The sequence below is a fragment of the Asticcacaulis sp. P4_H10 genome (assembly GCF_056400965.1).
This window is the reverse complement of record NZ_JBFUKH010000011.1, coordinates 74966-100767: the sequence shown is the minus strand read 5'-3', so window position 1 is coordinate 100767 and position 25802 is coordinate 74966. Positions and strand designations below refer to the sequence as shown.

Genomic DNA, 25802 nt, shown 5'->3' with positions numbered 1-25802 from the left:
CTGGTCCTTTAAGGAGCAGATCACATTTCGGGGGTGAAGGTCTTCAAGGGTCTTCACCCCTTCGTTCATTGAGGTATAGACGTGCCAATGGCCGCTGCCGACGACAAGAAAAAGCCGCTGAAGTCCGACGCGGACTACATCGCCACCCTGCCGCAGGACTATGCCGCGACGGACCGTCGCGCGCTGCCGGGCGACTATTTCCAGCTGCTGAAACCACGTGTCATGTCGCTGGTCGTGTTCACCGCCCTGACCGGCCTGATTATTGCGCCAGGCAATATGGACCCGTTCCTGGCCTTCGTATCTGTACTGTGTATCGCGCTGGGCGCGGGTTCGGCCGGGGCGCTCAACATGGCGCTGGAAGGCACGACCGACGCCTTGATGCGCCGGACGAGGCTCAGGCCCGTTGCCGCCGGTCGCATTACCCGCAACGACGCCATGACCTTTGGTGGTGTCCTGGCCTTTTTGTCTGTCCTGACCATGGGCTTTGCACTCGATAGCTGGCTGGCGGCCGGGCTTCTGGCCCTGACCATCGTCTACTATGTCGTCTTCTACACCATGATCCTGAAGCGCCGCACGCCGCAGAACATCGTCATCGGTGGCGCGGCCGGGGCTTTCCCGCCGGTCATCGGCTGGGCCGCAGCAACCGGCGCCGCCCCCATGGAAGCGTGGATTCTCTTCGCCATCATCTTCCTGTGGACGCCGCCGCATTCGTGGGCGCTGGCGCTGTATACCGCTGAAGACTACGCCAAGGCCGGCATTCCCATGATGCCGGTGGCCAAAGGCGCCAAATCGACGCGGCTGCAGATCCTGCTCTACAGCCTGGTCATGGTGCCGGTCGCCTGCCTGCCGGCGGTGATCGGGCCCGAAGGCGGCAAACTCGGCGGTATCTTCTACGCCGTCGTTTCCGTGTTTGGTGGCGCGATCTTCCTGTACATGGCGCTCCGCGTCTTTCTGTCGCGGGCCGGGGACCACCCCGAAGGTGGCGAGCAGAGCCTTTACGATGTTAAAAAGGAAGCCTTGTCGGCGCGCAACCTGTTCGCCTTCTCCATCTTCTACCTGACCGCGCTGTTCGCGACCCTGTTGATCGAACATGCCCTGAAAGGGTTCTTCCAGTGACGGACGCCCCGAAAACCGTTGATGACAAGGCCGCCTATCTGAAGGCGCAGAAGCAGCGCAACCTGTTCATCGCGCTGGGTCTGGTGCTGTTCGTCGTGCTGATCTTCTTCATCTCGATGTCGCGTATGGCGACCGGGCTCAAGCGCGACGCCTATCTGCGCTCCGTCGCCGCCGAATCTGCCGCAGCCTCAAAGGCGGCGGCGTCCAAGGTATCGCAATGAGCAAAAATGGCCGCCTGGTGCTTTGGCTGGTACTGGCCACGGCGGCCATGGGCGGCCTGGCTTTCGCCAGTGTACCGCTTTACCGTGCCTTCTGCCAGGCGACGGGCTATAACGGTACCATCGGCAAGGCCGCGACCGCAGCGCCGACGACCGTCTCCGACCGAATCATCGAGGTCCGTTTCGACACCAACACCAATGGCGTGCCGTTCAAGTTCAAGGTCGACAAGCCATCGCAGCGCACGCGCGTCGGGCGTACGGCGATGATGAAATTCACGGTCACCAACATTTCGGACAAACCCGTGACGGGCAGGGCGGTGTTTAACGTGCTGCCCGAGCCCATGGGACCTTATTTCCGCAAGCTGCAATGCTTCTGCTATGACAATCAGACGATTGCAGCGGGCGAAACGCGCGAATTTCCGATGGTCTATTTCCTCGATCCGGAACTGCTGAAAAACATCGATACCCGCGATCTGACTGACGTGACCCTGTCCTACACCTTCTACGAGGCCAAGGGCGACGAGAAATAAGGCTACGCAAAGGCAAAAACCGAGGAATGAAGCTGGTCTTTGCATTGTGTTTCAGAATGAATTGGCATAAACGGAAAATTCCGATTTTCCGGCCACAAAGGCAACAGCCGCGCGGGCACCGACGCCTGCCGCGGACAATAAGGTGAGTAGACTGACACATGTCCAATCACGGCGTTAAGCACGACTATCACATCATCAACCCCAGCCCGTGGCCGCTGCTGGGTTCAGCCTCCGGCGTCCTGTGGGGCCTGGGTCTCGTCGTTTGGTGGCGCGGCCTGTTTGGCATCCCCAAGGGTGAGTGGTGGCTGTTCGCGATTGGCATCGCCGGCATCCTGCTGACCATGGTCTTCTGGTGGCGCGACGTCATCAAGGAAAGCCGCCGTGGCGACCACACCCCGGTCGTTCAGCTGGGCCTGCGCTATGGCATGATCATGTTCATCGCTTCCGAAGTGATGTTCTTCGCCGCCTTCTTCTGGATGTTCTTCGAAATGTCGTTATTCGCGGGCCACCGTTCGGGGGCCCACTCGGCCATCGAAGAAGTGCGTGCCGCATGGTCGACCTGGCCGCCGAAGGGCGTCGAGACACTTGATCCGTGGCACCTGCCGCTGCTCAACACCCTGCTGCTTTTGACTTCGGGCACGACTGCGACCTGGGCGCACCATGCGCTGCAGGAAAACGACCGCAAGGGTGCCGTTTGGGCGCTGGTCCTGACCGTGATCCTGGGTTCGGTGTTTACGCTGGTCCAGGTGTCGGAATACATGGAAATCATCCACCACCACCTGTTCTTCAACGAAGAGGCTGCCAATTCGGGCCTTTTCGGTTCGGTCTTCTTCATGGCGACCGGCTTCCACGGTTTCCACGTCCTGATCGGCACCATCTTTCTGATCGTCTGCCTGCTACGCGTCCTGGCCGGTCACTTCACGCCGAAGAAGCACTTCGGTTTCGAAGCCGCCGCCTGGTACTGGCACTTCGTTGACGTGGTGTGGCTCTTCCTCTTCGCCTTCGTCTACGTCGTGTTCGGCGGCTACAAGGGATGACAGAGGCCAATGGCCGCAAGGGCGGGTTCCTTGCGGCAGCCCTCGGCCGGTGTCCTGTCTGCGGGCAGGGAAGGCTGTTCAAATCCTATCTGAAGATCGCGGAGGCCTGTGGCGTTTGCGGTGTGGATTTCAAGGCGGCGGAGACCGGTGACGGTCCCGTCGTCTTCGTCATTCTGATCGCCGGCTTTGCCGCCTGCGTCGGACTGGTCATCAGCCTGCTGGGCCTGGGATGGCCTGTCTGGCTGTTGCTGAGTGTCTGGCCGGCCTTCGCGGTTATTCTCAGCCTGATCCTCATGCCGATGCTGAAGGGGCTGATGATCGCCTCACAACTCAAGCACAAGGTGCGCGACGAATGATGCGCCTGATCAATCCCCTGCCGCGCGGTCTGCTCGTGGCCACCGTCATTGCTTTCGCCATTCTTGTCGGTCTCGGCACCTGGCAGATGGCCCGCCTGCAGTGGAAGAACAATCTCATAGCCGAGATGGCGCGCACCGAAGCGCTGCCGCCAGTGCCGGTCGCGAAGGCGTTGGCAAAGGGCCACGCCGACTGGCGTTCGGTCGCGCTGCCATCGTGCCCCGTTGCGCCCGCGCGCATTATTCCCATGCACTCGACCATGGGGCCCGTCGCAGGCTACCGTCTGCTGACCGCGTGTCCGATCGCACCGGGCCAGCCCGACATGCTGGTTGACCTTGGGTTTTCGGAAAACGCGGACAGCGCGCCGGCCAATACGGCTATCTTGCCCGTCGGCCGTCTGCGCCCGGTCGATAAGCCGTCAGCCTTTGCCCCTCTCAACGATCCAGCAAAAAACGACTGGTACAGCCGCTCGACCGCCGAAATGGGCCAGGCGCTAAAAACGCAGCTGCGGACTGACTATTTCCTCGTGCTCGACGTCAAGGCTTCGAACCTCGCAGGTCCCGCCGTTCAACAGGCGCCGATGACCGCGCCGCTCGCCAACCGCCACCTTGAATACGCCCTGACCTGGTACGGGCTGGCCGTGACCCTGCTGGGTATGGTTTTCGCCTTCGCCGTCCAGCGTAATCGTAAGACATGATTTCCATACTCGACAATCAAACCCTCTATCGCTTCGACAACGGCCTGACCTTGCTGGTCGATCCCATGCCCGGCCTTAAGACCTTCGCGCTCAATGCGCTGATCCACGGCGGCACGCGCTTTGAAACCGAGGCGCAGTCCGGCTGGGCGCACCTGCTGGAGCACATGGTGTTCAAGGGCGCCGCCGGCCGTGACGCGCGGCAACTGGCCGAAGCCATCGAACACCGCGGCGGAACGATCAACGCTTCGACCGGCTATGAGCATACGCGTTTCGAAGTGCGGGGACTGAACGCGCTGTTGCCATTGGCGCTGGAAATCGTGTCGGACCTGATGTTCCGCTCGGACCTCAGGCTTGAGGAACTGAAGCGCGAGAAGAAGGTCGTCGAGCAGGAGATTCACGAAGCCTATGACACGCCCGACGACCATGTCTTCGACCTGTTGCAGGAGGCGATGTTCGAAGGCCAGGCGATCGGCCGTCCCATCCTGGGCACGCGTCAATCATTGAAATCGGCTGCGCCAGATAATCTGCGGACCTTCGCGCGCCAACTTTATGCGCCGCACCGGATCGTCATCTGTATTTCGGGCGGTGTCGATCCGGCCGAGGTCTACGCCGCCGCCAAGCCCTTGTTCGACACGGTGCCGGACGAGAAGGGGCTCGACGTCCCGGAAAAGCTACGCTTCACACCCGGCCATCGCCTGCAAAAACGCAAGATCGAACAGGCCAACCTGACGCTCGGTTTCGAAGCCGTCAGCCGCTATCACCCGGACATCATACCCTTGCGCCTGTTCAGCGAGATCCTGGGCGGTGGCATGGCTTCACGTCTGTTCCAGGAAGCGCGCGAGGCGCGGGGACTGGCCTACGCCATCGATGCCTGGGTGACGCCCTATCGCGACGGCGGCGTCTTCGGGCTTTACGCTGGCTGCGCGGCCAAGGACGTCGCGCCGCTGGCTGAACTGATCCGCAAGGTCATGGGCGAGTTGGCGGCCAATCCGACCGTGCCGGAGCTTGAACGCGCCCGGGCGCAGTTCCAGACCTCGCTGTTTCTCAATCACGAAGGGGCCGCGTCGCGCGCGGCGACCTTCACCAGCCAGTTGTCGACCTTCGGCAAGGTTTTCGGCCTCGACGAGGTTGCGGCTGAAATTGAGCGGGTCGGATTGGATGACCTGGTGCGCGTCGGTCAATCATTGAGTCAGCAGACTCAATTCGCCAGCGCCCTGCTTGGGCCAGCCGGCATGGCGGCGATCGCGGCTTAAGCGTTACCGGATGTTCCGGACAGATGGGCCGGATCGACGCCGAGGCTGGCCAGGGCGCGGACCCACAGATTTTCGGTATCGCCGCCGAACAGCAGTTCGTGCGTCGCCGGCGCGACAATCCAGGCATTCTGGCTGAGCTCGGCCTCAAGCTGGCCTGGGCCCCAGCCTGCATACCCCAGCGCGATCAGGCTGTGTTGCGGCCCCTGGCCCTGCGACAGGGCGACGAGGATGTCGCGCGAGGCGGTTAAGCCGACCGGATCGCCGTCGTCACCGGCAGGTGGCGTAAGTGGCAGGGTGGCCTCTTCAATCTGGAAATCAAGACTATGCAGGACAAAGCCGCGGTCCATCTGGACCGGGCCGCCGCGAAACACCTTTTGCCCGGCAAGCATGGGGTTACGCAACGCGCCGCCTTCGGGGATATTCAGTTCACGCAGCATGACGCGGAAGTCGAGGCCGCTAATCGGCTGGTTAAGAATAATGCCCATGCCGTGCAGCGGATCGTGGCGGCACAGATAGATAACGCTATGCGCAAAGGATGCGTCGCCCAGTGTCGGCATGGCGATGAGCAGGCTGCCCTGATACGAGGTGTACGCTTCGCCTGAAACAGGCATTTCGGGTTGTGAAACCGTACCGCCGCCGTGAATCATAGGATGTCCTTATCTTCGCGCCCCGGATGTTCGCGTCGGATGCAAACGTGCCGGGAATTTGCTTGGTATCCTATCACATTACCCTATATGTGGGGGCGTGTCGCGGGCGCACATTTTGCGTGATAACCCCGACAAAACATATCGAAAATTGATCCTGACCTGTCGCAACCAAGCGGCGAGTTCGATCAAAAAGGAGATGCACATGACAGTGAAACCCGGCGACGCCATCCCCGAAACCACACTGACCATCGTCGAGGAAGATGGCGGCAAGCCTGTATCCTCAAAGGATTTCTTCGGCGGCAAGACCGTCGTCCTGTTCGCCGTTCCGGGGGCCTTTACGCCGACCTGCAGCGCCCGCCACCTGCCAGGCTTCAAGGACCATGCTGCAGACTTCTCGGCCAAGGGCGTCGATACCGTCGCCTGCATCTCGGTAAATGATTATTTCGTGATGAAAGCGTGGGCGAAAGATCAGGGAATTGCAAACGAAGTGGTCATGCTGGCGGATGGCAATGCTGGCTTTGCCAAGGCGGTTGGGCTGGAACTGGACGGTACCGGGTTCGGCATGGGCCCGCGTTCGCAACGCTACGCCATGATCGTAAAGGACGGTGTGGTCGACAAGCTGTTCGTCGAGGAAAAGGGCCAGTTCAACGTGTCGTCGGCCGAGTACGTGCTGGAGCAGTTGTAAAGGCGAGGGGACAAGTCCCCTCGACCCGATAACGCGACAGCGTTTAAGCGTTTAAATAACAAAGAGCCGGGCACCTTAAGGGCGCCCGGCTCTTTGTTACTTAATGGGTTAGACTCTACCGGGTATCGAGGTCGAGGAGGCTCGCTTCCTCGCCTTTAAAACAACTCGTCTTCCAGCGCCATCAGCGCTTCCGCGCCACCCTTCATCTTGGCCAGGTGCGCATCGGCGTCCGGCAGGATGCGTTCCAGGAAGACACGGCCAACCGCCAGCTTGGTTGTGAAGAATGGATCGCTCAATCCATTATTGATTTCTTCCTGCGCCGCCTTGGCCATCATCGCCCACATATAGGCCGAGCAGGTCAACCCGAACAGGTGGAGATAGTCGAGCGATCCGGCTGCGGCATTGTCGGGATTGCCCATGCCGTTCTGCATCAGCCACATGGTGCCGTCCATCAGCTTGGCCTTGGTCTCCTTCAACGCCTTGATGTAGGCGGGCACGATCGAAGCCGACTCTTCGGCGGCGACGTAAGCATCGATTTCAGCAAAGAAGGTTTGCAAGGCGCGGCCGCCCTTGGACGGCAGCTTGCGGCCGACGAGGTCCAAAGCCTGGACGCCATTGGTGCCTTCGTAGATCAGGGTGATGCGGACATCGCGCATATATTGCGAGGCCGGGAAGTGTTCGGTAAAGCCCGAACCGCCGTGGACCTGCATGGCGTCCTGGGTGACTTTCAGGCCCTTTTCGGTCAGATAGGCCTTAATTACCGGCGTCAGCAGGCTCATGTAATCGCTTGCTTTTTCACGGGCTTTTTCGTCTTCGGCGACGTGCTGGAAGTCGGCCTGCAAAGCGCCCCAGACCAGGAAGGCGCGTCCGCCTTCGATATGGGCGCGGCTTTCCAGCAGCATGCGGCGGACGTCGGGATGTACCAGGATGCTGTCAGCGGGCTTGTCGGGCGATTTGGGGCCGGTGAGGGCGCGCCCCTGCAGACGGTCCTTGGCGAACTGGCTCGCGGCGACATAGGCCGCGTGACCGATGGCCAGGCCTTGCAGGCCCACGCCGTAGCGCGCCGAATTCATCATGTAGAACATGATCTTCAGGCCCTCGTGCTCGCTGCCGAGCAGGAAGCCCTTGGCGTCTTCATAGACCATGACGCAGGTCGAATTGCCATGGATGCCCATCTTGTGCTCGAGACCGGCGCACTTCAAGCTGTTGCGCTCGCCCGGATTGCCGTCGGCGTCGGGCAGGAACTTGGGCACCAGGAAGAGCGAGATGCCCTTGACGCCGGCAGGGGCGCCTTCGATGCGCGCCAGGACCAGGTGACAGATGTTCGAGGTAAAGTCGTGCTCACCGGCCGAGATCCAGATCTTCTGGCCGCTGATCCGGTAACTGCCATCACCATTCGGCACGGCCTTAGAGCGCAGCAGGCCGAGATCGGTGCCGCAATGCGGCTCGGTCAGGTTCATCGTGCCCGACCACTCGCCGGAGATCAGCTTGGGCAGGTACAGCGCCTTCTGTTCGTCCGTGCCGCCGGCATGAAGCGCCGAGATGGCGCCTTCGGTCAGGCCGGGATACATCCCAAACGCCGACGAAGCGCCCGACAGCATTTCCGAGAAGGCGGTGTTGACGAAATGGGGCAGGCCCTGGCCGCCATATTCGGGATCATTCGACAGGGCGGTCCAGCCGGCTTCGGTTAGGGCCTTGTAAGCTTCCTTGTAGCCCTTGGGCGCCGTCACGCTGCTGTCGGCATTGAGGACGCAGCCTTCCTTGTCGCCGGTGATGTTGATCGGGTGGACAACCTCTTCGGTGAACTTGGCGGCCTCTTCCAGAATGGCCATGACCGTCGCGCTATCGGCGTCGGCAAAGCCTTTCAGGTTGTTGTACTGGTCAGTCTTGAAGACGTTCTCGATGAGGAACTGATAGTCGCGAACCGGGGCCTTGTAGCTCATTTCGGTTATCCCTGTGTCTTAGGTTTATTGTCCAAGCGATATCCGAAAAGTGCGTAGCGGTTTTCGGAAAAATATCGCGTAAAAGCAAATAAATAGAAGCTGATCATCCAGTGTTGGATGATCAGCTTCTACGCTTTGGATTGTTGAAGGTTTTCGCCTTCGATCTTCTGAACCTGTTCCTCCAGCCAGACGCAGCCGGCCTGCATGTCGGAAATGGCCGCGTCGATGTCCTCGCGCTGGCGTTTGAGGGTCTCAATCTGTTTGCGGTACTTACCCAGGGTCGCCTTCATCTGCGAGGCGCCGTGGTCCTTCGGGGTGTAGAGGTCGAGGATTTCGTGGATTTCGACCAGCGAAAAGCCGAGGCGCTTGCCGCGCAGGATCAGTTGCAGGCGCGCACGGTCGCGGGCGCTGTACAGGCGCGTCTGGCCCTTGCGTTCCGGGCTGATGAGGCCCTTGTCCTCATAGAAACGCAGGGCGCGCGCCGTCACATCGAATTCTTTAGAGAGCTGGCGAATAGAGTAGGTGCGGTTGTCCATCTGGTGGTTGCCGTCCTTTTTGCTTTGTCGCGATATCAGGCCGACGCCGCACAGGCGTTCCTGGCACTTCCGGCATATCGCTCTTGGTTATGATGGAATATCTTTACATTGACGTAAACGTCAAGATATTTGTATTCGTGATCACGGTCAAGCAGCAAGTGACCGCAACGTCAACTTTTCCGCATAAGGATGCCATAGGAGCTTGTATGATTGACGCCGTCTGGCAGGCCGTGTCATCTGCTTACCGCGTGGAACCCGGAGCGCTGAGATGGCCAATACACACAGCCTTATGACGGCGCTGGGCGTGGCTTGCCTGACGGGGCTGTTCGGCTGCGCGACCCCGACGCCGCGCAAGCCGAAGACGATCGATCCTGCCGTTCTGGCCGCCGGCATGTGCGGATCGCCGCAAGCCGCAGCCACGACCAGCACGAAGACTATGCCGGTGTTCAAAGGGCTGGCGCAGGTCCATTATCCGACGGGCGCGAAGGACCCGCAGGTCCAGGTCTATTTCGATCAGGGTTTGGCGTTGCTTTACGGCTTTGAGTACAAGACCGCCTACGACAGCTTCAAGGCCGCGCGCGACCGCGACCCGGAATGCGCCATGTGCGCCTGGGGGATGGCTATGGCGTTGGGGCCAAATATCAATAATGGAGCGATGAGCGAAAAAAACGCCGCGGAGGCGCGGGAGCTGGTGGCATTGGCGCTCAAGGCTAAGGATCTGAGCGCCAGGGACCGGATGCTGATCGATGCCCTGGCGATCCGCTACACAGAAAAGCCACCGGAAAAGCAGGGCGGGGGCTTTGCCGAAAAGTACGCCGATGCCCTGTTCGCCGGATCGGCGCGCTGGCCTGAGGACGACTTTATCGCGGTGCTGGCGGTTGAGGCGGCGATGACGGCGCGGCCATGGGATTACTGGGAGCCGGGCGGTCACGTCGCCCGGCCGTGGGCCGCCAAGGCCATGGCCCTGGTTGAGACGGTGTTGAAGCGCAACCCGGACCATCCCGAAGCCATTCACCTCTATATCCACCTGACCGAAGCTTCGGACCGGCCGGAACGCGCCGAGCCCTATGCCGACCGGCTGGGTGTCGTGGCGTCCAATTCGCCGCATCTGGTGCACATGCCCAGCCACACCTATTACCCCATCGGGCGGATCGGCGACGCGATCGACGTCAATCTCAAGGCCATCGCTGTCAATGAGGGCATGGCGCGCGATCTGGGTGAAAAACCGGCCTATTATGGCTACTATTACCACCACGCCACCTTCATCATGTCGGCGGCGCAACAGGTCGGCGATGCTGCCAATGCATTGCGGTTGGCCGGTGAAATCGAAGCTGGGACGCCGCAATCCAGCATCAAGCCGGGAAGCTGGGATGAGGCCAAGCTGCTGATGACCTTGCAGGCGCGCGCTCAGTTCATGACGCCGTCAGAGGTTCTGGCGCTCAAGGCGCCGGCGGCAAAATTGCTTATACTGACGACGGTCTCGCGGTCGGCGCGTATTGAGGCGATGGTGGCCCAAGGCAATGTCGCGGGTGCGCGCAAGGAGCTGGTCGCGTTGAAAAAGGCACGAGCGGCCAATAAGGAAACCGGCGATGCGGCGCTAATAGCGGAGCGCCACGAGCACCTGGCATCGGGGCGTATCGCCATGGTGGCGGGGCAGATGGCCGAGGCAGAAACATACTTCAAGGCCGCAGCCGAGGCTGAAAAGCGCCTGAGCTATAATGAGCCGCCACTGGCCGACCGACCGGCGCAGATCGACCTGGGTCGGCTCAAGCTTGCGGCCGGGGACGGGAAGGCCGCCCTGGCGGCGTTCGATGCGGCTCTGAAGGTACGTCCCGGCAATGCCTATGCTTTGTGGGGCAAGGCGCAGGCGCAGAGCCTGCTTGGCGATGCCGCGGGCAGCCAGGCGACCACCGCTGCGTTCCATCGTGTCTGGCGCGGCGGCAAGGCGCCGGTTGTCCTTTAACATTGACGCCTTTGACCATGGGCCGTAAAGCGGACGCCTCTTCGGTATCAGAAAGGCTTTCGGTTCATCATGTCGTCACTTGCCACCCTTGCTTACGCCGGCCGCGCATGGCCGTTTGAACAGGCCCGCGCCCTGATCGCGCGCCTGATCAAATCGCGTCTCAAGGATGCGGCCGAGCAGAAACGGGCACTTAGCCTGATCGAAGCCGGCAAGACGGATGAGGCGCTGCATGAAAATGAGGCGCTGGGCCGGCCGGTGATCTTCGAGACCGGCTACGGGCCTTCGGGCCTGCCGCACATCGGAACCTTCGGCGAAGTGGCGCGCACGACCATGGTGCGTCAGGCGTTCGAAGCCATGACGGGCGGGCACTGGAAGACGCGCCTGATCTGCTTCTCGGACGATATGGACGGCCTGCGCAAGGTACCGGAAGGTATCCCCAATCCTGAGATTCTGCGTGAAGACCTGTACAAGCCTTTGACCGTGGTGCGCGATCCGTTCGGTGAGCACCCTTCGTTCGGCCAGCACAATAATGCGCGACTGAAGAAATTTCTCGATGGCTTTGGATTCACTTATGAATTTCTGTCGTCGACCGATTGCTACAAGGGCGGTGTCTTCGACCAGACCCTGCTGACGGCGCTTGATCGTTTCGACCAGATCCAGGCGGTTATGCTGCCTACACTTGGGCCGGACCGGCGCGCGACCTATTCGCCCTTCCTGCCGATCTCGCCGAAGACCGGCCACGTGCTTCAGGTGCCGACCCTGGAACGTGATGTCGCGCGCGGCACGATCGTGTTTGAAGAAAATGGTGAAAAGTTCGAGGTTCCTGTAACCGGCGGCCACGTCAAGATGCAGTGGAAGCCGGACTGGGCAATGCGCTGGGCGGCCCTGGGTGTCGATTATGAGATGGCCGGCAAGGACCTGATCGACTCGGTCAAGGTGTCGTCTCAGGTCTGCAAGGTGCTTGGTGGCATTCCGCCCGAGGGCTTTAATTACGAGCTGTTCCTGGACGAGCAAGGACAGAAGATATCGAAGTCCAAGGGCAACGGCCTGACCATGGAAGACTGGCTCCGTTATGGTGCACCGGAAAGCCTCGGCTACTACATGTTCCAGTCGCCGAAGTCGGCCAAGAAGCTGTATTTTGATGTCATTCCGCGGGCGACGGACGAGTTCTTCCAGCAACTGGATGCCTTCCCCAAGCAGGAAGAGGCCAAGCAGATCGAAAACCCGGTTTGGTTTGTCCTGCGTGGTGACACGGCTATCACGTCGCCACCGGTGACCTTCGGGCTGATGCTCAATCTCGTGTCGGCGGCCAATGCGTCGGACAAGGAGACGCTATGGGGCTTCCTGCGCGCCTATATTCCAGGCGCGACTCCGGAGAGTGAGCCGGTGCTGGATCGTCTGGCGGGCTATGCGCTGAACTATTTCGAAGACTTCGTGAAGCCGTCGAAATCGTTCCGTTTGCCGGACGACAAAGAGAAGGCGGCGTTTGAAGACCTCATCCAGCGCTTTAAGGCGTTGCCGGCGGATACGCGCGATGCTGAGGCCTTGCAGAACCTCGTGTTTGAAGTCGGAAAGGTCCATGAATTCGAACCTTTACGCGCGTGGTTTCAGGCGTTGTATGAAGTTTTGCTTGGGCAGTCGCAGGGGCCGCGATTCGGGTCGTTCGTGGCGATCTTCGGGCTGGAGCGGACGATTGCCTTACTGGAGCAGGGCGTGCGCGGGGAGCTTGTGGTAGCCGCTTAAGCGCCGTATGACTAAGGGGGCGTGGGGTCCGTGACCCCACAAACCTTTCTTAGTTCCTTGTCGTGGCCTTCGCCCTTATGGGCGAGGCCTCGACAAGGAACTAGGTAAGACTTGGGTCACAGGCCCCACACCCGATAAGTTATCCGCGCCAACGGAGGCCCCATGCTGCGTCGTGCCCTTGCGTTCAGTTGCGTACTCCTTGCTCCCACCCTTGCCCACGCCGCGCCGAAACCGGCGGCCATTGATGCCGAGGTCCGCAAGGTCCTCGATGCGACGAAAGCCAATGGTCTCGCTATCGCCGTGATAGACAACGGCAAGGTCGGCTACACCCAGGCCTATGGTATTCGCAATGCCAAGGGGGAGCCGCTGACCCCCGACACCGTCATGTACGGCGCCTCGCTGACCAAGGCGGTTTTCGCGTACGCGGTTCTGCAACTGGTAGACCAAGGCAAACTTACGCTCGATACTCCGTTGCCGGAACTGCTTGATAAGCCGTTGCCCGAATACGACCCGGAAGCCATCTATCCCGACAAGTATGGACCTTACAAAGATCTGGCCAATGAACCGCGCTGGAAGCAGATCACGCCGCGCATCGCCCTGACGCATGCGACCGGCTTTGCCAACTTCTCCTGGCTGGAGCCCGATCAAAAGCTGCGCATTCATTTCGACCCCGGCGCCCGATATGCCTATTCCGGTGAGGGGCTGATCCTGCTGCAGTTTGCTATCGAGAACGGCAAGATCAAGCAGGATCTCGGCGACCTGACGCAAGCCAACTTCACGCGATTAGGCATGACACGGACCAGCCTGAAATGGCGGGATGACTTCCGGCCCAACCTGGCCGACGGCTGGAACGATGCCGGAGAGGTGGGCGAACACGATGAGCGGTCAAAGGTCCGCGTTGCCGGATCGATGGATACGACCATTACCGACATCGCCAAGTTCACCGCTGCCCTGGTGCGTGGCGATGGGCTTACGGCCAAATCGCGCGCTGAAATGGTCAGGCCGCAGCTGAAAATCACAACGGCGCACCAGTTCCCGCCGTTTGCGCCAGAATTGCCGGCGGATCAGCAACGCAAGGACCTCTATGCCGGTCTGGGTGTCGTCGTGTTCGATGGGCGGCAGGGCCATGGCTTCTACAAGGGTGGGCACGACGGTCAGACGGCCAATACAATGGTCTGCGTCGAAAAAGGTCGGCGTTGCGTTGTCATCCTGTCGAACGATGTCCGCGCCGAAGCCGGCTTTGCCGATCTGGTAAAGTTCGTGCTCGGTGACACGGGCGTGCCGTATGAATGGGAGTATGGCGACCGCGCCGGAAAGTCGTGACTCGGTCGACTTATGGGGTCTGGGGTCTGGGGCCTGTGGCCCCAGGCCTTCCCCGATCCAACATAAAAGGCTTGTGGGGGCACGAACCCCAAGCCCTGTTAGCGATCCGAGAGCAGGAAATGCGTCTGGAGTGTCGCGATCGGATGTGACTTCTGGTCCTGCCACGCCTGGACCTCGACATTGGCCACCGTTCGCCCGACACGATTGATGACAGCCCGCGCAAAGGTATCAACCGGCCGGCCGGTGCGCAGGTACTGGATGCTGACATCGATCGGCTTGGGCACATGGTGGAAGGTTTCGCTCAGGAACAACTGCGCCATGGCCGTCATCTCCATGAAGGCGCTGATGACGCCGCCATGCAGGGCAGGAATCATTGGATTGCCGATCAGGTGCGGCGCGTAGGGCAGGCGCGCCGTCAATTCATCGCCGGCGAGATCCAGCCGCATGCCCAGAAAGCCGGCGAATGGAATGGCGTTCAACACGTCTTCGGGGTTCAGGCGCTCGATGGGGCGGGAAAGTGTCGGGGCAATATCCTGTGTCATGATCCTACCCTTTCGGCGTCAGGGACGGCGACGCGATGATAAAGGCCGCCTGGGCCGCCGCCACAGGATCGTCCGGCGTGTCTTCATAGGCGAAGGCGCGCACGAAACCGATCGAGCGTGTCAGCTTGTAGCATTTCGCAGTCACCAGCAGGTCGCGGTCCGGTTCGGCGGCGCGCATATAATCGATGCGCAGGTCGAGCGTCGCGATCGGTTTGAACTCATTGATCAGGTCCCACACTGCCATGCCCGATCCATTGTCGAGCAAGGCCGTGACCACGCCCGACGCAATGACCCGCGTTTCCGGATCGCCGATCAGGTCGGCGCGCCACGGCAGTCGCATGGTTACGCCATCATCCGAACGGCCGTCATAGACGGCGCCGATGGCCTTCATATAGGGCGTGTTGTCGATGATGGTTCCGAACATGTCGGAAAAGGCAGCCTGGTCCATGGCGTCACCGTGTGTAAACCTGCCCGATTTTCGCGCATCTTGACGCGAACGTCAAAGGTTTCGCGTCAAAAATACCTTGCAATCGACGGCCAAAGGGCGTTTTTAGAAACCTGTACTCCCCATTCCTTAAAGGTTTCCGCTCGTATGTCCGCGTCTCTGGATCAGGTTCCCGCCAATCGTTCCGCCCTTGTCCTGTTTTCGGGCGGGCAGGATTCGAGCGTATGCCTGGCGTGGGCGCTGAAACACTATGATCGCGTGGAAACCATCGGTTTCGACTACGGTCAGCGCCATTCGATCGAGATGACGACGCGCCTGTCCGTGCTGGCCAGGTTCCGCGAGGCCTTCCCGCTGGCGGCCGAAAAGCTTGGCGAAGACCATGTCTGTGATCTGAAAGGCTTCGGCGCCGTGGCGGAATCGTCGCTGACGCGCGAAAGCGAGATCGTCATGACCGAACGCGGACTGCCGTCTTCGTTCGTGCCGGGGCGCAACCTCGTCTTCTTCGTCTATGCGGCGGCCGTTGCCGACCGGCGCGGCATCGACCACCTGGTCGGCGGCATGTGCGAAACCGACTATTCCGGCTACCCCGATTGCCGCGCCAATACGCTCGACGCCATGGAAAAGACGCTGGTCCTGGGTGTCGAGCGGCCGTTCCGCATCGATACGCCGCTCATGCAGCTCAACAAGGCCCAGACCTGGGCGCTGTCGTTCGAGCTGGGCGGCGACCCACTGGTCCAACTGATCCTTGAAGAAACCCACACCTGTTACGTCGGCGCCCGCGGTGAGCGCCACGCCTGGGGCTATGGCTGCGGCGAATGCCCGGCCTGCCAGTTGCGCAAGACCGGCTTCGAGCACTTCCTCGAAATCCGCCAGGCATCGCAGGGTAGCTTCGCGAAGTAGTTTCGATGTATAGCTTCAAGGAAATCTTCCTGACCCTGCAGGGCGAGGGCGGCCAGGCCGGCCGCGTCAATGTCTTTGCACGCTTTGCTGGCTGTAACCTGTGGACCGGCCGTGAGCAGGACCGCATCACCGCCGCCTGCGACTTCTGCGACACCGACTTTGTCGGCACCGACGGCGAAAACGGCGGCAAGTTCGCGACACCTGCCGACGTCGTGGCGGCTATGGATGCCGTCTGGGGGCCGGGGACAACCAACAAGGCCGTAGTCTTCACCGGCGGCGAACCCCTGCTGCAACTCGATCTGGAGCTGATTGCGGCGGTCAAGGCAGCCGGCTATTTCATCGCCGTCGAGACCAATGGCACGATCGCGGCGCCGGCTGGTATCGACTGGGTCTGCGTCAGTCCCAAGGGGCAGAACCGCCTGAAACAGACGCGCGGCCAGGAGCTGAAGCTCGTCTGGCCGCAGGACGGTGTCGACCCTGCCGAGTTCACAGGCCTCGACTTCGAACGCTTCTACCTGCAACCCAAGGACCCGCTGGGGTCCGACAAGTCGCTGACGCCCGCGCACAATCAGGCAGTTATCGACTATTGCCTTACGCACCCGCAATGGCGGATGAGCGTCCAGACCCACAAGCTGGTCGGCCTTAAATAATCCGTTCCGGCGAATCTGATGCGCACGGGACGCGGCCCTCGTGAAAATGGCATCCGATATGAAAGCTGCTGTTGCCGGACACGACCCCAAATTATAGGACTTTTTGCAAACGCAGCCGAACGGTGCGATCAGAACGAAGGCAGGGGACGGATGAACAGGCCAATCTTAGCAGCGCTTGCGGCGACACTTATCTTCATGGCCGGCAATGCCTCTGCCGCCGAGCCGACGCCTGCGCCGACCGTCGCACTCACCGGCGAAAACGCGCTCGAGGAGATGTCGCCGGGCTGGAACCTCGGTAATTCGCTGGAGGCTATCGGCGGCAATCCACCTTACAGTGTCTCGCAGGAGAGCGCCTGGGGCAATCCCAAGGTGACGCAAGACTTGATGAACAGCGTCAAGGCGGCGGGCTTCAAGAGCGTGCGTATCCCGGTGTCGTGGAACCAGTATGCCAATCGCGACGCTACGATCCGTCCGTTCTGGCTGAGCCGCGTCCAGGAGGTCGTCGACTATGCCCGCAAGGCGGGGTTGTACGTCGTCATCAATGTCCATTGGGACGGCGGCTGGCTGCAGCCGACCTATCAGGACCAGGACCAGGCCAATGCGCGCCTGGTTGTCTTCTGGAAACAGATCGCCACCCATTTCAAGGATTATGACGATCACCTGCTGTTCGCCGGCACCAACGAAGTCATGGTCACCAATGTCTATTCGGCGCCGACGACTGAGAACTGCAAGGTGCAGAACGGCTTCAATCAGATGTTCGTCGCTGCCGTGCGCACCACGGGCGGGAACAATGCCGATCGCTGGCTGGTCGTGCAGAGCTACAACACCAATATCGACCACGCGGTGTCATGTAACATCAAGATGCCGGGAGACACGGTCGATCACCGGCTGATGATGGAGGTCCACTATTACGACCCGTACAATTTCACGCTGAACACCAACAGCAAAACCTGGCAGTGGGGCAAGAACGCGACCGACAAATCCGCGACCGAGACCTGGGCCAACGAAGTCTACACCGATGCCCAGTTCAAGAAGATGCAGGTCAACTTCGTCGACAAGGGCGTGCCGGTCATCCTGGGCGAATACGCCGCCAGCGAGCGCAACGAGTACGATCCGGAAGGCAGGTACCGCAATTATTGGGACGCCTACGTCACACGCTCGGCCCATGCGCATGGCTTGGTACCGATGTACTGGGACAATGGCGTAATCTCGAACCATTCGTCTGGTCTGTTCAACAGAACCACCGCGGCGCAGGCTTTCCCTGAAACCATATCGGAAATCGTCAAGGCAGCCAAATAGGACCAATTTTTTATAGTTGAAACGCCGGCTTGCGCACGTGGGGACTGCCGCCTATGACGGACGAAATGTCATAATTTGGGAGGTGGGAATGCGTAAATCACTGCTGCTGGCGGCGGCTGTCATGGTCCTCGCGTTTCCGGCCGCGGCCGGGGAACTGACGGCGCGCATCGATGCTATCCCCTATGCGCTGAGCCTGGCCAATCCGGCGGTGAAGGCCGAGGTGACGAAGGACAAGCTCGTTCTGGTTTCGCCAAAGGGCACCGACCTTTACCATTCGCCGCGTGGCGAGTCGGTCGCGACGGCGCCGCGCGTCACGTTTGCGCCCCAGGGCGATTTCATCTTCTCGGCCAGGGTCGATGCCGCGTTCGGCGCCGATTACGACGGCGGCGCGCTGGTGGTCTATAGCGACGACGGCTACTGGCTCAAGTTCCTGTTTGAACGCATCAATGCCAACGAATACGCCGTGACGTCGAGCTTTGCCTCGCCGGTCAGCGACAACAGCTATCACGTCCGTGTGCCTGCCGCACCGGTCTGGTTGAAGATCGTCCGCGTCGATAACACGATCCTGCTCTATATGGCGACGGACGGCAAGAACTGGCAGATCCTGCGCGATTTCGCGGTCGATCCGGCGCGCAAGCTGTCGGTCGGCTTTGCCGCCCAGGCACCGCTCGGCGAGAGCTATACCGGCACCTTCTCAGACATCCGTTTCGAAGCAAAAAAGCTCACTAAGTACTGGTCAGGCGAATAGGAGCAAACCGGAATGCCCGACACCATTCTTGTTGCCGCCGATCATCGTGGCTTTTCCCTTAAGGCAAAGGTGATGGTGTGGCTTGGTGAAAACAGCTTCGTGCCAAAGGACCTTGGCACCCACGCAGACGAACGTTGCGATGCATTGGATTTCGCCATGACTTTGGCAGGCGAATTGAGAGCCTATCCTGAGCAGCGCGGCATTCTGATATGCGGCAGCGGCCAGGCGATGGCCATGACCGCCAACCGGTATCAACATATTCGCGCCGCATTATGTACGGAGACAACCAGCGCTAGGCTGTCGCGCGAACATAACGACGCGAACGTGCTGGTGCTTGGCGCCGATATCATGACGCCGGATATGGCGCTTGAATGCATTAAGACGTTTGTCCAAACACAATTTCTTGGCGGCCGGTACATCGAACGCCGCGACCGTTTGATGGAGTTGGGCGGCTTATAAAGCGAATCGAATTGTAGGTTTGATTTCGGAAGCCCCCCTTCCGTCATTTGCTCTGCAATGCCACCTTCCCCGTGAACGGGGAAGGAAAAGGTAATAGCAATGAAGCTTCCTTCCTTCCTTCCCGTTCACGGGGAAGGTGGCACGGCGCCTGCGCTGTGACGGAAAGGGGGCTTTACGACAAGCGACTTAGCCTAAGGTTTCGTCTTATCCATTTCGGCCTTGGACACGGCGCAGCCTTTTAGCACAGCATCATCGAGACGGACTTCGGCGGTTAACGGATATTTCCGGTCGCTCATGCCGTCCGAACACGGACCTGGCGTCAGCACGATGCTGAGCGTTGTCGAGCGCAGTTCGGCCTGGTTGCCGGCGAGGTGGAAGCCGGCTGGCGTGAAATGGCGCGCGGCTGCGTCAGGGCGTTCGAGCAGGACATCATTGTCGTCTGTCGTGATCGCCCAGAACGGCTCGGTACCGAGGATGCGCAAGGGTTGATCAAGTGCAACCCCGGCCAGTGTCGTGGTCTCGGTTTGCGCGATGTTGTCGGCCGACGCGGCGGCGGGCTCGACTTCGGAGATTTCAGGCGTGCAGGCGCAGAGCGCAGACAGCACGAAGAGGCAGGCAATGCGGCGGAGCATGTCGGGACTCAACAAAAAGTAGCGGCGGTATAAGCTTATGCCTATACCGCCGCTGCGTCGAGTGCACGAAAGACACGTTTCAGGTGTATCTATAAGGCCTTAAGCGGCGTCGAGCAGCACCACTTCGGCGTCTTCCAAAGCCCGGATATCGAGCAGGGCCTCGTCCTTGATGGCGGCGCCATCGCGTTCATTCAGCTCAACGCCATTGACGCTGACCTTGCCCCTCGCGACCACCAGGTAGAGGTGGCGGCTTTCGCCATTGGGCGCCGTCACCGGCGTATAGCTTTCCGCCTGGTCCTTCAGCAGCGTCGCGCCGAGAAGGCGGGCCGGGGTGCGGATCGGCAGGGCATCGCCGTCATCGGCAAAGCCCGAGGCCAGCGCCACGAACTTGCCGGAACGGTCGCCCTTGGGGAAGGGCTTGGCGCCCCAGCTTGGCGGCGCGCCGCGTTCAGACGGAATGACCCAGATCTGGAACAGCGTCGTCTTGCCGGGTTCGACATTGTACTCAGCGTGACGAATGCCGGTGCCAGCAGACATCACCTGCACGTCGCCGGCTTCGGTACGGCCTTCGTTGCCCAGCGAATCCTTATGGGTAATGGCGCCTTCGCGGACATAGGTGATAATTTCCATATTGTCGTGCGGGTGGGGCGGGAAGCCAGAATCGGGGGCGATTTCATCGTCGTTCCACACGCGGATCGAGCCCCAGCCCATGCGGGACTGATCGTAGTAGCTGGCGAAGGAAAAATGGTGCTTGGCGTTCAGCCAGCCGTGATTGGCGCCGCCCAGGGTGTTGAAGGCTCTCTTGTCGATCATCGGAAATCTCCTCTCGGCGCACCATTTATGTGCGCTGCGTTGAGGCCTATATAAGTGTAACTGTGTTAATTACAATAGCTCGTCTGAAGGGATCAACCGACGCCGTGGACGCCGCCGCCGGTTTGGCCGCGATGGCGCAGATATGCATCCAGCAGGACGCAGGACATCATGGCTTCGGCGACCGGGACGGCGCGGATACCGACGCACGGATCGTGGCGGCCCTTGGTCATCAGTTCGACCTCGTTGCCGGCCAGATCTATCGAGTCGCGCTTGGTCAGGATGGAGGAGGTGGGTTTCAACACCATGCGCGCCACGACGGTCTGGCCAGTGGAAATACCACCCAGTATGCCGCCGGCGTGGTTCGAGCGGAACTCCGGACCATCCGGGCCCATGCGCATCTCGTCGGCGTTTTCCTCGCCCGACAGTTCGGCGGCGCCAAAGCCTTCGCCGATTTCGACGCCCTTGACGGCATTGATGCTCATCAGGGCCGAGGCCAGTTCCGAATCGAGCTTGCCGTAGAGAGGCGCACCCCAGCCGGCGGGCACGCCCTCGGCCTGGACTTCGACGACCGCGCCGATCGACGAGCCCGCCTTGCGGATGCCGTCGAGATAGTCCTCCCACAGCGGCACACCCGCCGCGTCGGGCGAGAAGAACGGGTTCTGGTCAACCGTTGACCAATCCCAATTGTTGCGGTCGACACGGTGTTTGCCGAGTTGCACAAGCGCGCCGCGCACTTCGATCTGGCCAACCAGGGTTTTGAGGACCTTGAGCGCCACAGCGCCGGCGGCGACACGTGCTGCCGTTTCACGGGCACTTGAGCGGCCACCGCCGCGATAATCGCGCACGCCGTACTTGGCGAAATAGGTGTAGTCGGCGTGACCGGGGCGGAACTGACGGGCGATTTCGCCGTAGTCCTTGGAGCGCTGGTCGGTATTCTCGATCAGGATCGAGATCGGCGTGCCGGTGGTGACGCCCTCAAAAACACCCGACAGGATCTTGGCCTCATCGGCCTCGCGGCGTTGGGTGACGAAGCGCGATCCGCCCGGCTTGCGGCGATCCATGGCCCATTGGATGTCCTCTTCTGTCAGCGGGATGCCGGGAGGGCAGCCATCGATGACGCAGCCCAGCGCCGGACCGTGGCTTTCGCCCCAAGTGGTGACGCGGAAGAGATGACCGAAGGTGTTGTGAGACATGGATTTATCGCATTGTTCTGGTTAGGCGTTCGCTTAAACCAGAACGTCTCAGGGTGCAATGAGCCTCGCGTCGACCTTGGCGTTGCGATCGACACTAAGTTTGCCGTCGGCATATTTCAGCTCGGCGACCTGAAGCACTGTGCGCTGATTGTAGTAGGGATCGGTCTTGGCTTCGGGCGCGTTCGACTGGTGGACGAAGTAGTAGATAAAGGCGCGTCCATTATTGACGACCACGTCCGGGTGCTGGCCCTTGGCGTCGTCGGTCGGCTGCGTGCCGGGCACTTCGAGCAGGCGCGTGTCCTGGAGCGTCCAGGTCTGAGTATCCTTGGACGACAGCACGATCAAGCCCTTCCAGGCGTCGGCGATCATCCAGTACTGGCCCTTGAACTTGAAGACCTTGGGACCTTCGGCGGCGATATCGACGACCGGTGTCGCCCGGCGCGTCCAGTGGATGAGGTCCTTGCTGTCGGCGGCGAACAGGCGGCTGCCCTTGCGCTCGTCCTTGAACCACAGGCGATAGCCGGTCTTGAGCTTGACGACGCTGGCGTCGATGACGCGGTCGGAGCCGAGGTCGAGTGTTTCGCCGCACGTCCAGGTATCGAGGTTCTGGCTGGTCAGGTGCACGATGGTCCGGCTGCCGTTCCAGTTAGAAAAGACGCCGGGCACGACGGTCAGCCACATATGATAGGTGTCTCCGAACTTTTGCAGTTCCGGCGCCCATAGGGTTTCACCCGTGCATTCCAATGGGATTTTCGCCGTGCCGGAATAGCTCCAGTTCTGGCCGTCCTTCGACGTGGCAACGCCCAATGCCGTGCCGTGCACCCAGGCGACGTCCTTCGGATCCGCTAGTCTCATGTCGGCGCGGCGGTTGGTGTAGAACATGCGCCAGGTCTTGCCGGCCTTATCGTACATGATTGACGCGTCGGCGGCGCCGTCATGAACCGGGTCGCGGAAAAGGGGTTTTGGCGCCATTTCTGCGCAGGCCGCACCGGCGACGACACTAAGGCAGAGGGCGAGGGCTGCGGCGCGCATGACGGCGTCCTTCAATTGTAGGATATTTTAGCAGATTTAGCCCTGTTCACCTGACGGCACAATTTTTTTCGTGTGTAAACGTGCGGCGCCGGGCCCATATCTGTGGGACTGGTTTCACGCGAAAGCATCGTCATGCTCAAATTTCTCGGCAAGGTGCCTTTCTGGCTCAAGACGGTCATCGCCTTCGCCGCCGGCATTGCCGTGGCGCTCGTTTGGGGTGAGGCGGCCCTGCCGGTGCTCGATCCGATCGGCAATACCTTCGTCAAGGCGATCAAGATGCTGGTCGCACCGTTGGTCTTCTTCACCATCGCTGCCTCGATCGCGCGGCTGGGCCACAGCGAGGACAATGGCGGCGGGCGCGCCGTGCGGCTGGGCGCCTACACGATCGGCTGGTTCATGGTCACCTCGGCCATCGCGGTTTCGATAGGCCTGGCCATCGGCATCTATTTCCAGCCGGGGCAAGGGATTGCCCACCTGCCGTTCGAGGCGCAAGCCGTAAAGGACATCCCGACACCGGTCGAGGTCGTCACCGGCATCGTGCCGTCGAACATCTTCCAGAGCTTTGCCGAGGGCAAGGTCCTGAGCATAGTCCTGTTTGCGATCCTGGTCGGTGCGGCGCTTGGCGCTTTAGGTCAGAAAACCAAGGAGTTAAGTGCACTTGTTGAGCAGGGCTCTCAGGTCATGTTCAAGCTGACGCGCTGGATCATCCAGTTGACTCCGATTGGCGTCTTTGGCCTGATCGGTTCGGTGGTGGCGTCGCATGGCCTCGACTCGCTGCGGCCGCTGATCCCTTACATTGGCCTGGTTTATCTCGGCTGCCTGACGCTGATCTTCGTCGTCTATCCAACCCTGCTCAAATTACATGGCCTGCGCGTGAGGGGCTTCTACCAGGGCATCTTCACCGCCCAGCAAACTGCCTTCTTCACCTGTTCGTCGATTGGCACCCTGCCGGTATCGCTGCAGGTCGCGGTTGATAATCTCAAGCTGCCCGCGTCCTATGCCGGCTTTGCCCTGCCCTTGGGCGCCAACATGAAGATGGACGGTTGCGGCGCCATCTATCCGGCGATCTCGTCGGTCTTTATCGCCAATTATTTCGGCATTGAACTGACGACCTCGCACTATGTCATCATCGCTCTGAGCTCGATCCTGGGCTCGCTGGCGACGGCCGGTGTGCCGGGCGTGGCGACGGTCATGCTGACCGTGACCCTGTCGGCGGCGGGCCTGCCATTGGAAGGCATCGCGCTGCTGGCTGCCATCGACCGCATCCTCGACATGATGCGCACCGCCACCAATGTCACCAGCCAGATACTGGTCCCGACGCTGGTGTCGCGCGAAAACGGCTTGATCGAAGCGGGCTCTCCGTTGTTATCAGGCGCGCGGAAGGCTGAGGCCCAATGACGGGCTGAAGCGGAAGTGTTCGCGGTCGTAGCTGTATAGCTCCGCCGGGCGGCCGCCGGTATCGTCGCGCGTGACGCCCAATGGCTGGACGAAGCCTGTACGGTCCAGCGCGCGGCGGAAGTTCTGCTTGTGCAGCCGAACCCCCGACAATGCCTCGAGCGAGCGTTGAAGCTCCAGCAAGGTAAACCGCTCGGGCATCAGCTCAAAAATCACTGGCCGGTATTTCAGCTTGCCTCTCAGACGCGACAGGCCGGTCGCGGCGATACGACGGTGATCCGATGCCATGGGTTGGCCAGTCGGCGCGTCGGGCCCGCCGTCATCTTTAACGCGGCGTGCTTCGCCGATCAGGCCGGCGCTGTAGAGCAATTCATACCGGTCCAGCACGCGCTCTTCATTCCAGTTATCGAAGTCATCGGGGAAGAGGGTTTCCACGCGCCGCTGGCGGGTGGCCTGGTCGTCGCCCTGCTGGCACCAGCCCTCAAGAAATTTCCGCAAGCCTTTGACGGGGTTAATATCTCCCCGCCAGTCTTCCCACGGGAAAAAAGCCTTGAACGGCACCCATGTCGCGTCGAAGCGCGCCTGGAAGTCGCGATTGGCCGTCAGAGCCAGATAGCCGATCGACACGATATGGTCGGCGCCGCGCGCTTCCGGCAGGACGGCCTCGCGGTCGAGATCGCCGAAGCTGTAAAGCTGTTCGACATAGCCTATATCGAAGCCGGTCTGTTCACGCACGAAGGCGCGCAGGGCGAGATCGAAGGTGCGATGGCTGCGCGGCACGAACAGGCCCGACGGCAGGGCATGGGCGGGATCGCCGGACTGGGCGCGCGGCAGGTTACGGCACAGGACGAATGCCTCATTATCCTTGACCGTGACGACGACGGCCGAAAGCTCGATCGTCAGCGCCATGTCATTTCAGCCGTGTCAGTTGGATTTGGGCCATGAGTTCTTCGAACCGCGCCACGAAGCGTTCGCGGGCGACCTGACCCGGCAATGGATCAATGTTGAGATGATAGCCCTCGGGCGGTTCGCCGAAGAACTGAAGCGCCTCGGCCTCGCTGAAGCCGACCAGTTGCGTTGCTTCGAAATAGGCGCAGGCGTGATCGGCCTGCTTGATCAGTGTCTTGAGCGCGGCCGGGATCGTCGGCGGCAGGCCGAAGCGGATATGGATGGCGTGTTCCAGGTGGCTTTCGAAGCGCTTGTAGTCGAGGCCCAGGGCGGCCTTGAACGGTGAGATCATGTCGCCGATGACGTATTCCGGCGCATCGTGCAAAAGTGCGATCAATCGTTGAGCGGGCGTTATTGCCGGATCGATATGCGCGCAGATCTCCTCGACGATCAAGGAGTGCTGGGCGACAGAAAAGCCGTGTTCGCCCAGTGTCTGGCCGTTCCAGCGGGCGACGCGTGCCAGGCCGAGCGCGATGTCGTCGATCTCGATATCGATGGCGTGCGGGTCGAGCAGGTCCAGCCTGCGGCCCGACAACATGCGCTGCCAGGCGCGTGGCGCCGGGTTGTTGACCGTCTTGCGTTTGGAGGTGGGGCGGGGACTGTCGGCCATATTTGTCACATCGGCATTTTATCGCGAGCGGTATATCCTACAGGACAGATAAGCGCATGTCCGATGATTCCCGCGCTGTACACAGAAATTC

Annotated in this window: 28 protein-coding genes; 17 read left to right on the top strand and 11 right to left on the bottom strand. The window is 60.9% G+C overall.

From position 1 onward, the window contains the following. Positions 1-87 precede the first annotated feature (87 nt). From cyoE to AC1DON_RS19910, 7 genes are all read left to right on the top strand, one after another. The gene (gene cyoE / locus AC1DON_RS19940; RefSeq protein ID WP_476936572.1) at positions 88-1116 is read left to right on the top strand and encodes a heme o synthase; all 1029 of its coding nucleotides are present in this window, start codon (positions 88-90) and stop codon (positions 1114-1116) included. Then, complete coding sequence (locus AC1DON_RS19935; RefSeq protein WP_476936571.1) at positions 1113-1337, top strand: hypothetical protein; 225 nt, start codon at positions 1113-1115, stop codon at positions 1335-1337. The genes cyoE and AC1DON_RS19935 overlap by 4 nt, the downstream gene beginning before the upstream one ends. After that, positions 1334-1864 carry a cytochrome c oxidase assembly protein gene (locus AC1DON_RS19930; protein ID WP_476936570.1) on the top strand — a complete coding sequence of 177 codons (531 nt, stop codon included), beginning with the start codon at positions 1334-1336 and terminating at the stop codon, positions 1862-1864. The genes AC1DON_RS19935 and AC1DON_RS19930 overlap by 4 nt, the downstream gene beginning before the upstream one ends. Before the next feature lie 158 nt (positions 1865-2022). After that, on the top strand, positions 2023-2901 hold the full coding sequence (locus AC1DON_RS19925) for a cytochrome c oxidase subunit 3 (RefSeq protein WP_476936569.1): 879 nt from the start codon (positions 2023-2025) through the stop codon (positions 2899-2901). Beyond that, positions 2898-3257, top strand: a complete 360-nt coding sequence (locus AC1DON_RS19920; RefSeq protein WP_476936568.1) for a DUF983 domain-containing protein — start codon at positions 2898-2900, stop codon at positions 3255-3257. Before AC1DON_RS19925 ends, AC1DON_RS19920 begins: the two co-directional genes overlap by 4 nt. Next, the gene (locus AC1DON_RS19915; protein ID WP_476936567.1) at positions 3254-3952 is read left to right on the top strand and encodes an SURF1 family protein; all 699 of its coding nucleotides are present in this window, start codon (positions 3254-3256) and stop codon (positions 3950-3952) included. Before AC1DON_RS19920 ends, AC1DON_RS19915 begins: the two co-directional genes overlap by 4 nt. Continuing rightward, positions 3949-5205, top strand: coding sequence for a M16 family metallopeptidase (locus tag AC1DON_RS19910; protein WP_476936566.1), 1257 nt, complete (start codon positions 3949-3951; stop codon positions 5203-5205). Before AC1DON_RS19915 ends, AC1DON_RS19910 begins: the two co-directional genes overlap by 4 nt. Here AC1DON_RS19910 and AC1DON_RS19905 read toward each other — a convergent pair. Then, positions 5202-5852, bottom strand: coding sequence for a YqgE/AlgH family protein (locus AC1DON_RS19905; RefSeq protein ID WP_476936565.1), 651 nt, complete (start codon positions 5850-5852; stop codon positions 5202-5204). The genes AC1DON_RS19910 and AC1DON_RS19905 overlap by 4 nt on opposite strands. Before the next feature lie 202 nt (positions 5853-6054). Between AC1DON_RS19905 and AC1DON_RS19900 the strand changes: the two genes are divergently transcribed. After that, the gene (locus tag AC1DON_RS19900) at positions 6055-6537 is read left to right on the top strand and encodes a redoxin family protein (RefSeq protein ID WP_476936564.1); all 483 of its coding nucleotides are present in this window, start codon (positions 6055-6057) and stop codon (positions 6535-6537) included. Positions 6538-6692: 155 nt separating this feature from the next. On the opposite strand, the gene AC1DON_RS19895 is transcribed toward AC1DON_RS19900, so the two are convergent. Further along, positions 6693-8480, bottom strand: a complete 1788-nt coding sequence (locus AC1DON_RS19895; protein ID WP_476936563.1) for an acyl-CoA dehydrogenase C-terminal domain-containing protein — start codon at positions 8478-8480, stop codon at positions 6693-6695. Positions 8481-8608: 128 nt separating this feature from the next. After that, positions 8609-9016: a MerR family transcriptional regulator gene (locus AC1DON_RS19890; RefSeq protein WP_476936562.1), complete on the bottom strand. Its 408-nt coding sequence runs from the start codon at positions 9014-9016 to the stop codon at positions 8609-8611. Positions 9017-9284: 268 nt separating this feature from the next. Here AC1DON_RS19890 and AC1DON_RS19885 point away from each other — a divergent pair, with 268 nt between their 5' ends. From AC1DON_RS19885 to AC1DON_RS19875, 3 genes are all read left to right on the top strand, one after another. Next, a complete protein-coding gene (locus tag AC1DON_RS19885; protein ID WP_476936561.1) occupies positions 9285-10979 on the top strand; it encodes a hypothetical protein in 1695 nt (564 codons plus the stop codon). A 69-nt stretch (positions 10980-11048) separates the two neighbouring features. Next, entirely contained in the window at positions 11049-12722 is a 1674-nt protein-coding gene (locus AC1DON_RS19880) for a lysine--tRNA ligase (protein WP_476936560.1), read from the top strand. Positions 12723-12884: 162 nt separating this feature from the next. Next, positions 12885-14045, top strand: a complete 1161-nt coding sequence (locus AC1DON_RS19875) for a serine hydrolase domain-containing protein (protein WP_476936559.1) — start codon at positions 12885-12887, stop codon at positions 14043-14045. A gap of 98 nt (positions 14046-14143) precedes the next feature. Here AC1DON_RS19875 and AC1DON_RS19870 read toward each other — a convergent pair whose 3' ends face one another. Then, the gene (locus AC1DON_RS19870) at positions 14144-14587 is read right to left on the bottom strand and encodes a PaaI family thioesterase (RefSeq protein WP_476936558.1); all 444 of its coding nucleotides are present in this window, start codon (positions 14585-14587) and stop codon (positions 14144-14146) included. A gap of 4 nt (positions 14588-14591) precedes the next feature. Further along, positions 14592-15035 (bottom strand): PaaI family thioesterase, encoded by a 444-nt coding sequence (locus AC1DON_RS19865; RefSeq protein ID WP_476936557.1) that lies wholly within the window; start codon positions 15033-15035, stop codon positions 14592-14594. 144 nt (positions 15036-15179) lie between these two features. Between AC1DON_RS19865 and queC the strand changes: the two genes are divergently transcribed. The 5 genes from queC (at position 15180) to AC1DON_RS19840 (ending at position 19088) form a co-directional block, all read left to right on the top strand. After that, entirely contained in the window at positions 15180-15932 is a 753-nt protein-coding gene (queC, locus tag AC1DON_RS19860) for a 7-cyano-7-deazaguanine synthase QueC (protein ID WP_476936556.1), read from the top strand. A gap of 5 nt (positions 15933-15937) precedes the next feature. Then, positions 15938-16582 (top strand): 7-carboxy-7-deazaguanine synthase, encoded by a 645-nt coding sequence (gene queE / locus AC1DON_RS19855; protein WP_476936555.1) that lies wholly within the window; start codon positions 15938-15940, stop codon positions 16580-16582. A 150-nt stretch (positions 16583-16732) separates the two neighbouring features. Continuing rightward, entirely contained in the window at positions 16733-17881 is a 1149-nt protein-coding gene (locus AC1DON_RS19850) for a glycoside hydrolase family 5 protein (protein WP_476936554.1), read from the top strand. 88 nt (positions 17882-17969) lie between these two features. Beyond that, on the top strand, positions 17970-18629 hold the full coding sequence (locus AC1DON_RS19845) for a DUF1349 domain-containing protein (RefSeq protein ID WP_476936553.1): 660 nt from the start codon (positions 17970-17972) through the stop codon (positions 18627-18629). Between the two features lie 12 nt (positions 18630-18641). Next, complete coding sequence (locus tag AC1DON_RS19840) at positions 18642-19088, top strand: RpiB/LacA/LacB family sugar-phosphate isomerase (protein ID WP_476936552.1); 447 nt, start codon at positions 18642-18644, stop codon at positions 19086-19088. Between the two features lie 191 nt (positions 19089-19279). Here the strand turns inward: AC1DON_RS19840 and AC1DON_RS19835 are convergent, their stop codons facing one another. From AC1DON_RS19835 to AC1DON_RS19820, 4 genes are all read right to left on the bottom strand, one after another. Next, the gene (locus AC1DON_RS19835) at positions 19280-19720 is read right to left on the bottom strand and encodes a COG3650 family protein (protein WP_476936551.1); all 441 of its coding nucleotides are present in this window, start codon (positions 19718-19720) and stop codon (positions 19280-19282) included. A gap of 99 nt (positions 19721-19819) precedes the next feature. Continuing rightward, positions 19820-20533 (bottom strand): pirin family protein, encoded by a 714-nt coding sequence (locus AC1DON_RS19830; RefSeq protein ID WP_476936550.1) that lies wholly within the window; start codon positions 20531-20533, stop codon positions 19820-19822. 92 nt (positions 20534-20625) lie between these two features. Beyond that, positions 20626-21726, bottom strand: coding sequence for a chorismate synthase (gene aroC / locus AC1DON_RS19825; RefSeq protein WP_476936549.1), 1101 nt, complete (start codon positions 21724-21726; stop codon positions 20626-20628). Positions 21727-21774: 48 nt separating this feature from the next. Further along, positions 21775-22758 (bottom strand): glycoside hydrolase family 43, encoded by a 984-nt coding sequence (locus tag AC1DON_RS19820; RefSeq protein ID WP_476936548.1) that lies wholly within the window; start codon positions 22756-22758, stop codon positions 21775-21777. A 132-nt stretch (positions 22759-22890) separates the two neighbouring features. On the opposite strand from AC1DON_RS19820, the gene AC1DON_RS19815 reads away from it, so the two are divergent. Continuing rightward, positions 22891-24156 (top strand): dicarboxylate/amino acid:cation symporter, encoded by a 1266-nt coding sequence (locus AC1DON_RS19815; RefSeq protein ID WP_476936547.1) that lies wholly within the window; start codon positions 22891-22893, stop codon positions 24154-24156. On the opposite strand, the gene AC1DON_RS19810 is transcribed toward AC1DON_RS19815, so the two are convergent. Continuing rightward, entirely contained in the window at positions 24127-25062 is a 936-nt protein-coding gene (locus AC1DON_RS19810; protein ID WP_476936546.1) for an NUDIX hydrolase, read from the bottom strand. The two genes, AC1DON_RS19815 and AC1DON_RS19810, sit on opposite strands and share 30 nt — an antisense overlap. A gap of 1 nt (position 25063) precedes the next feature. After that, entirely contained in the window at positions 25064-25711 is a 648-nt protein-coding gene (locus tag AC1DON_RS19805; protein ID WP_476936545.1) for a YfbR-like 5'-deoxynucleotidase, read from the bottom strand. Between the last annotated feature and the right edge of the window lie 91 nt (positions 25712-25802).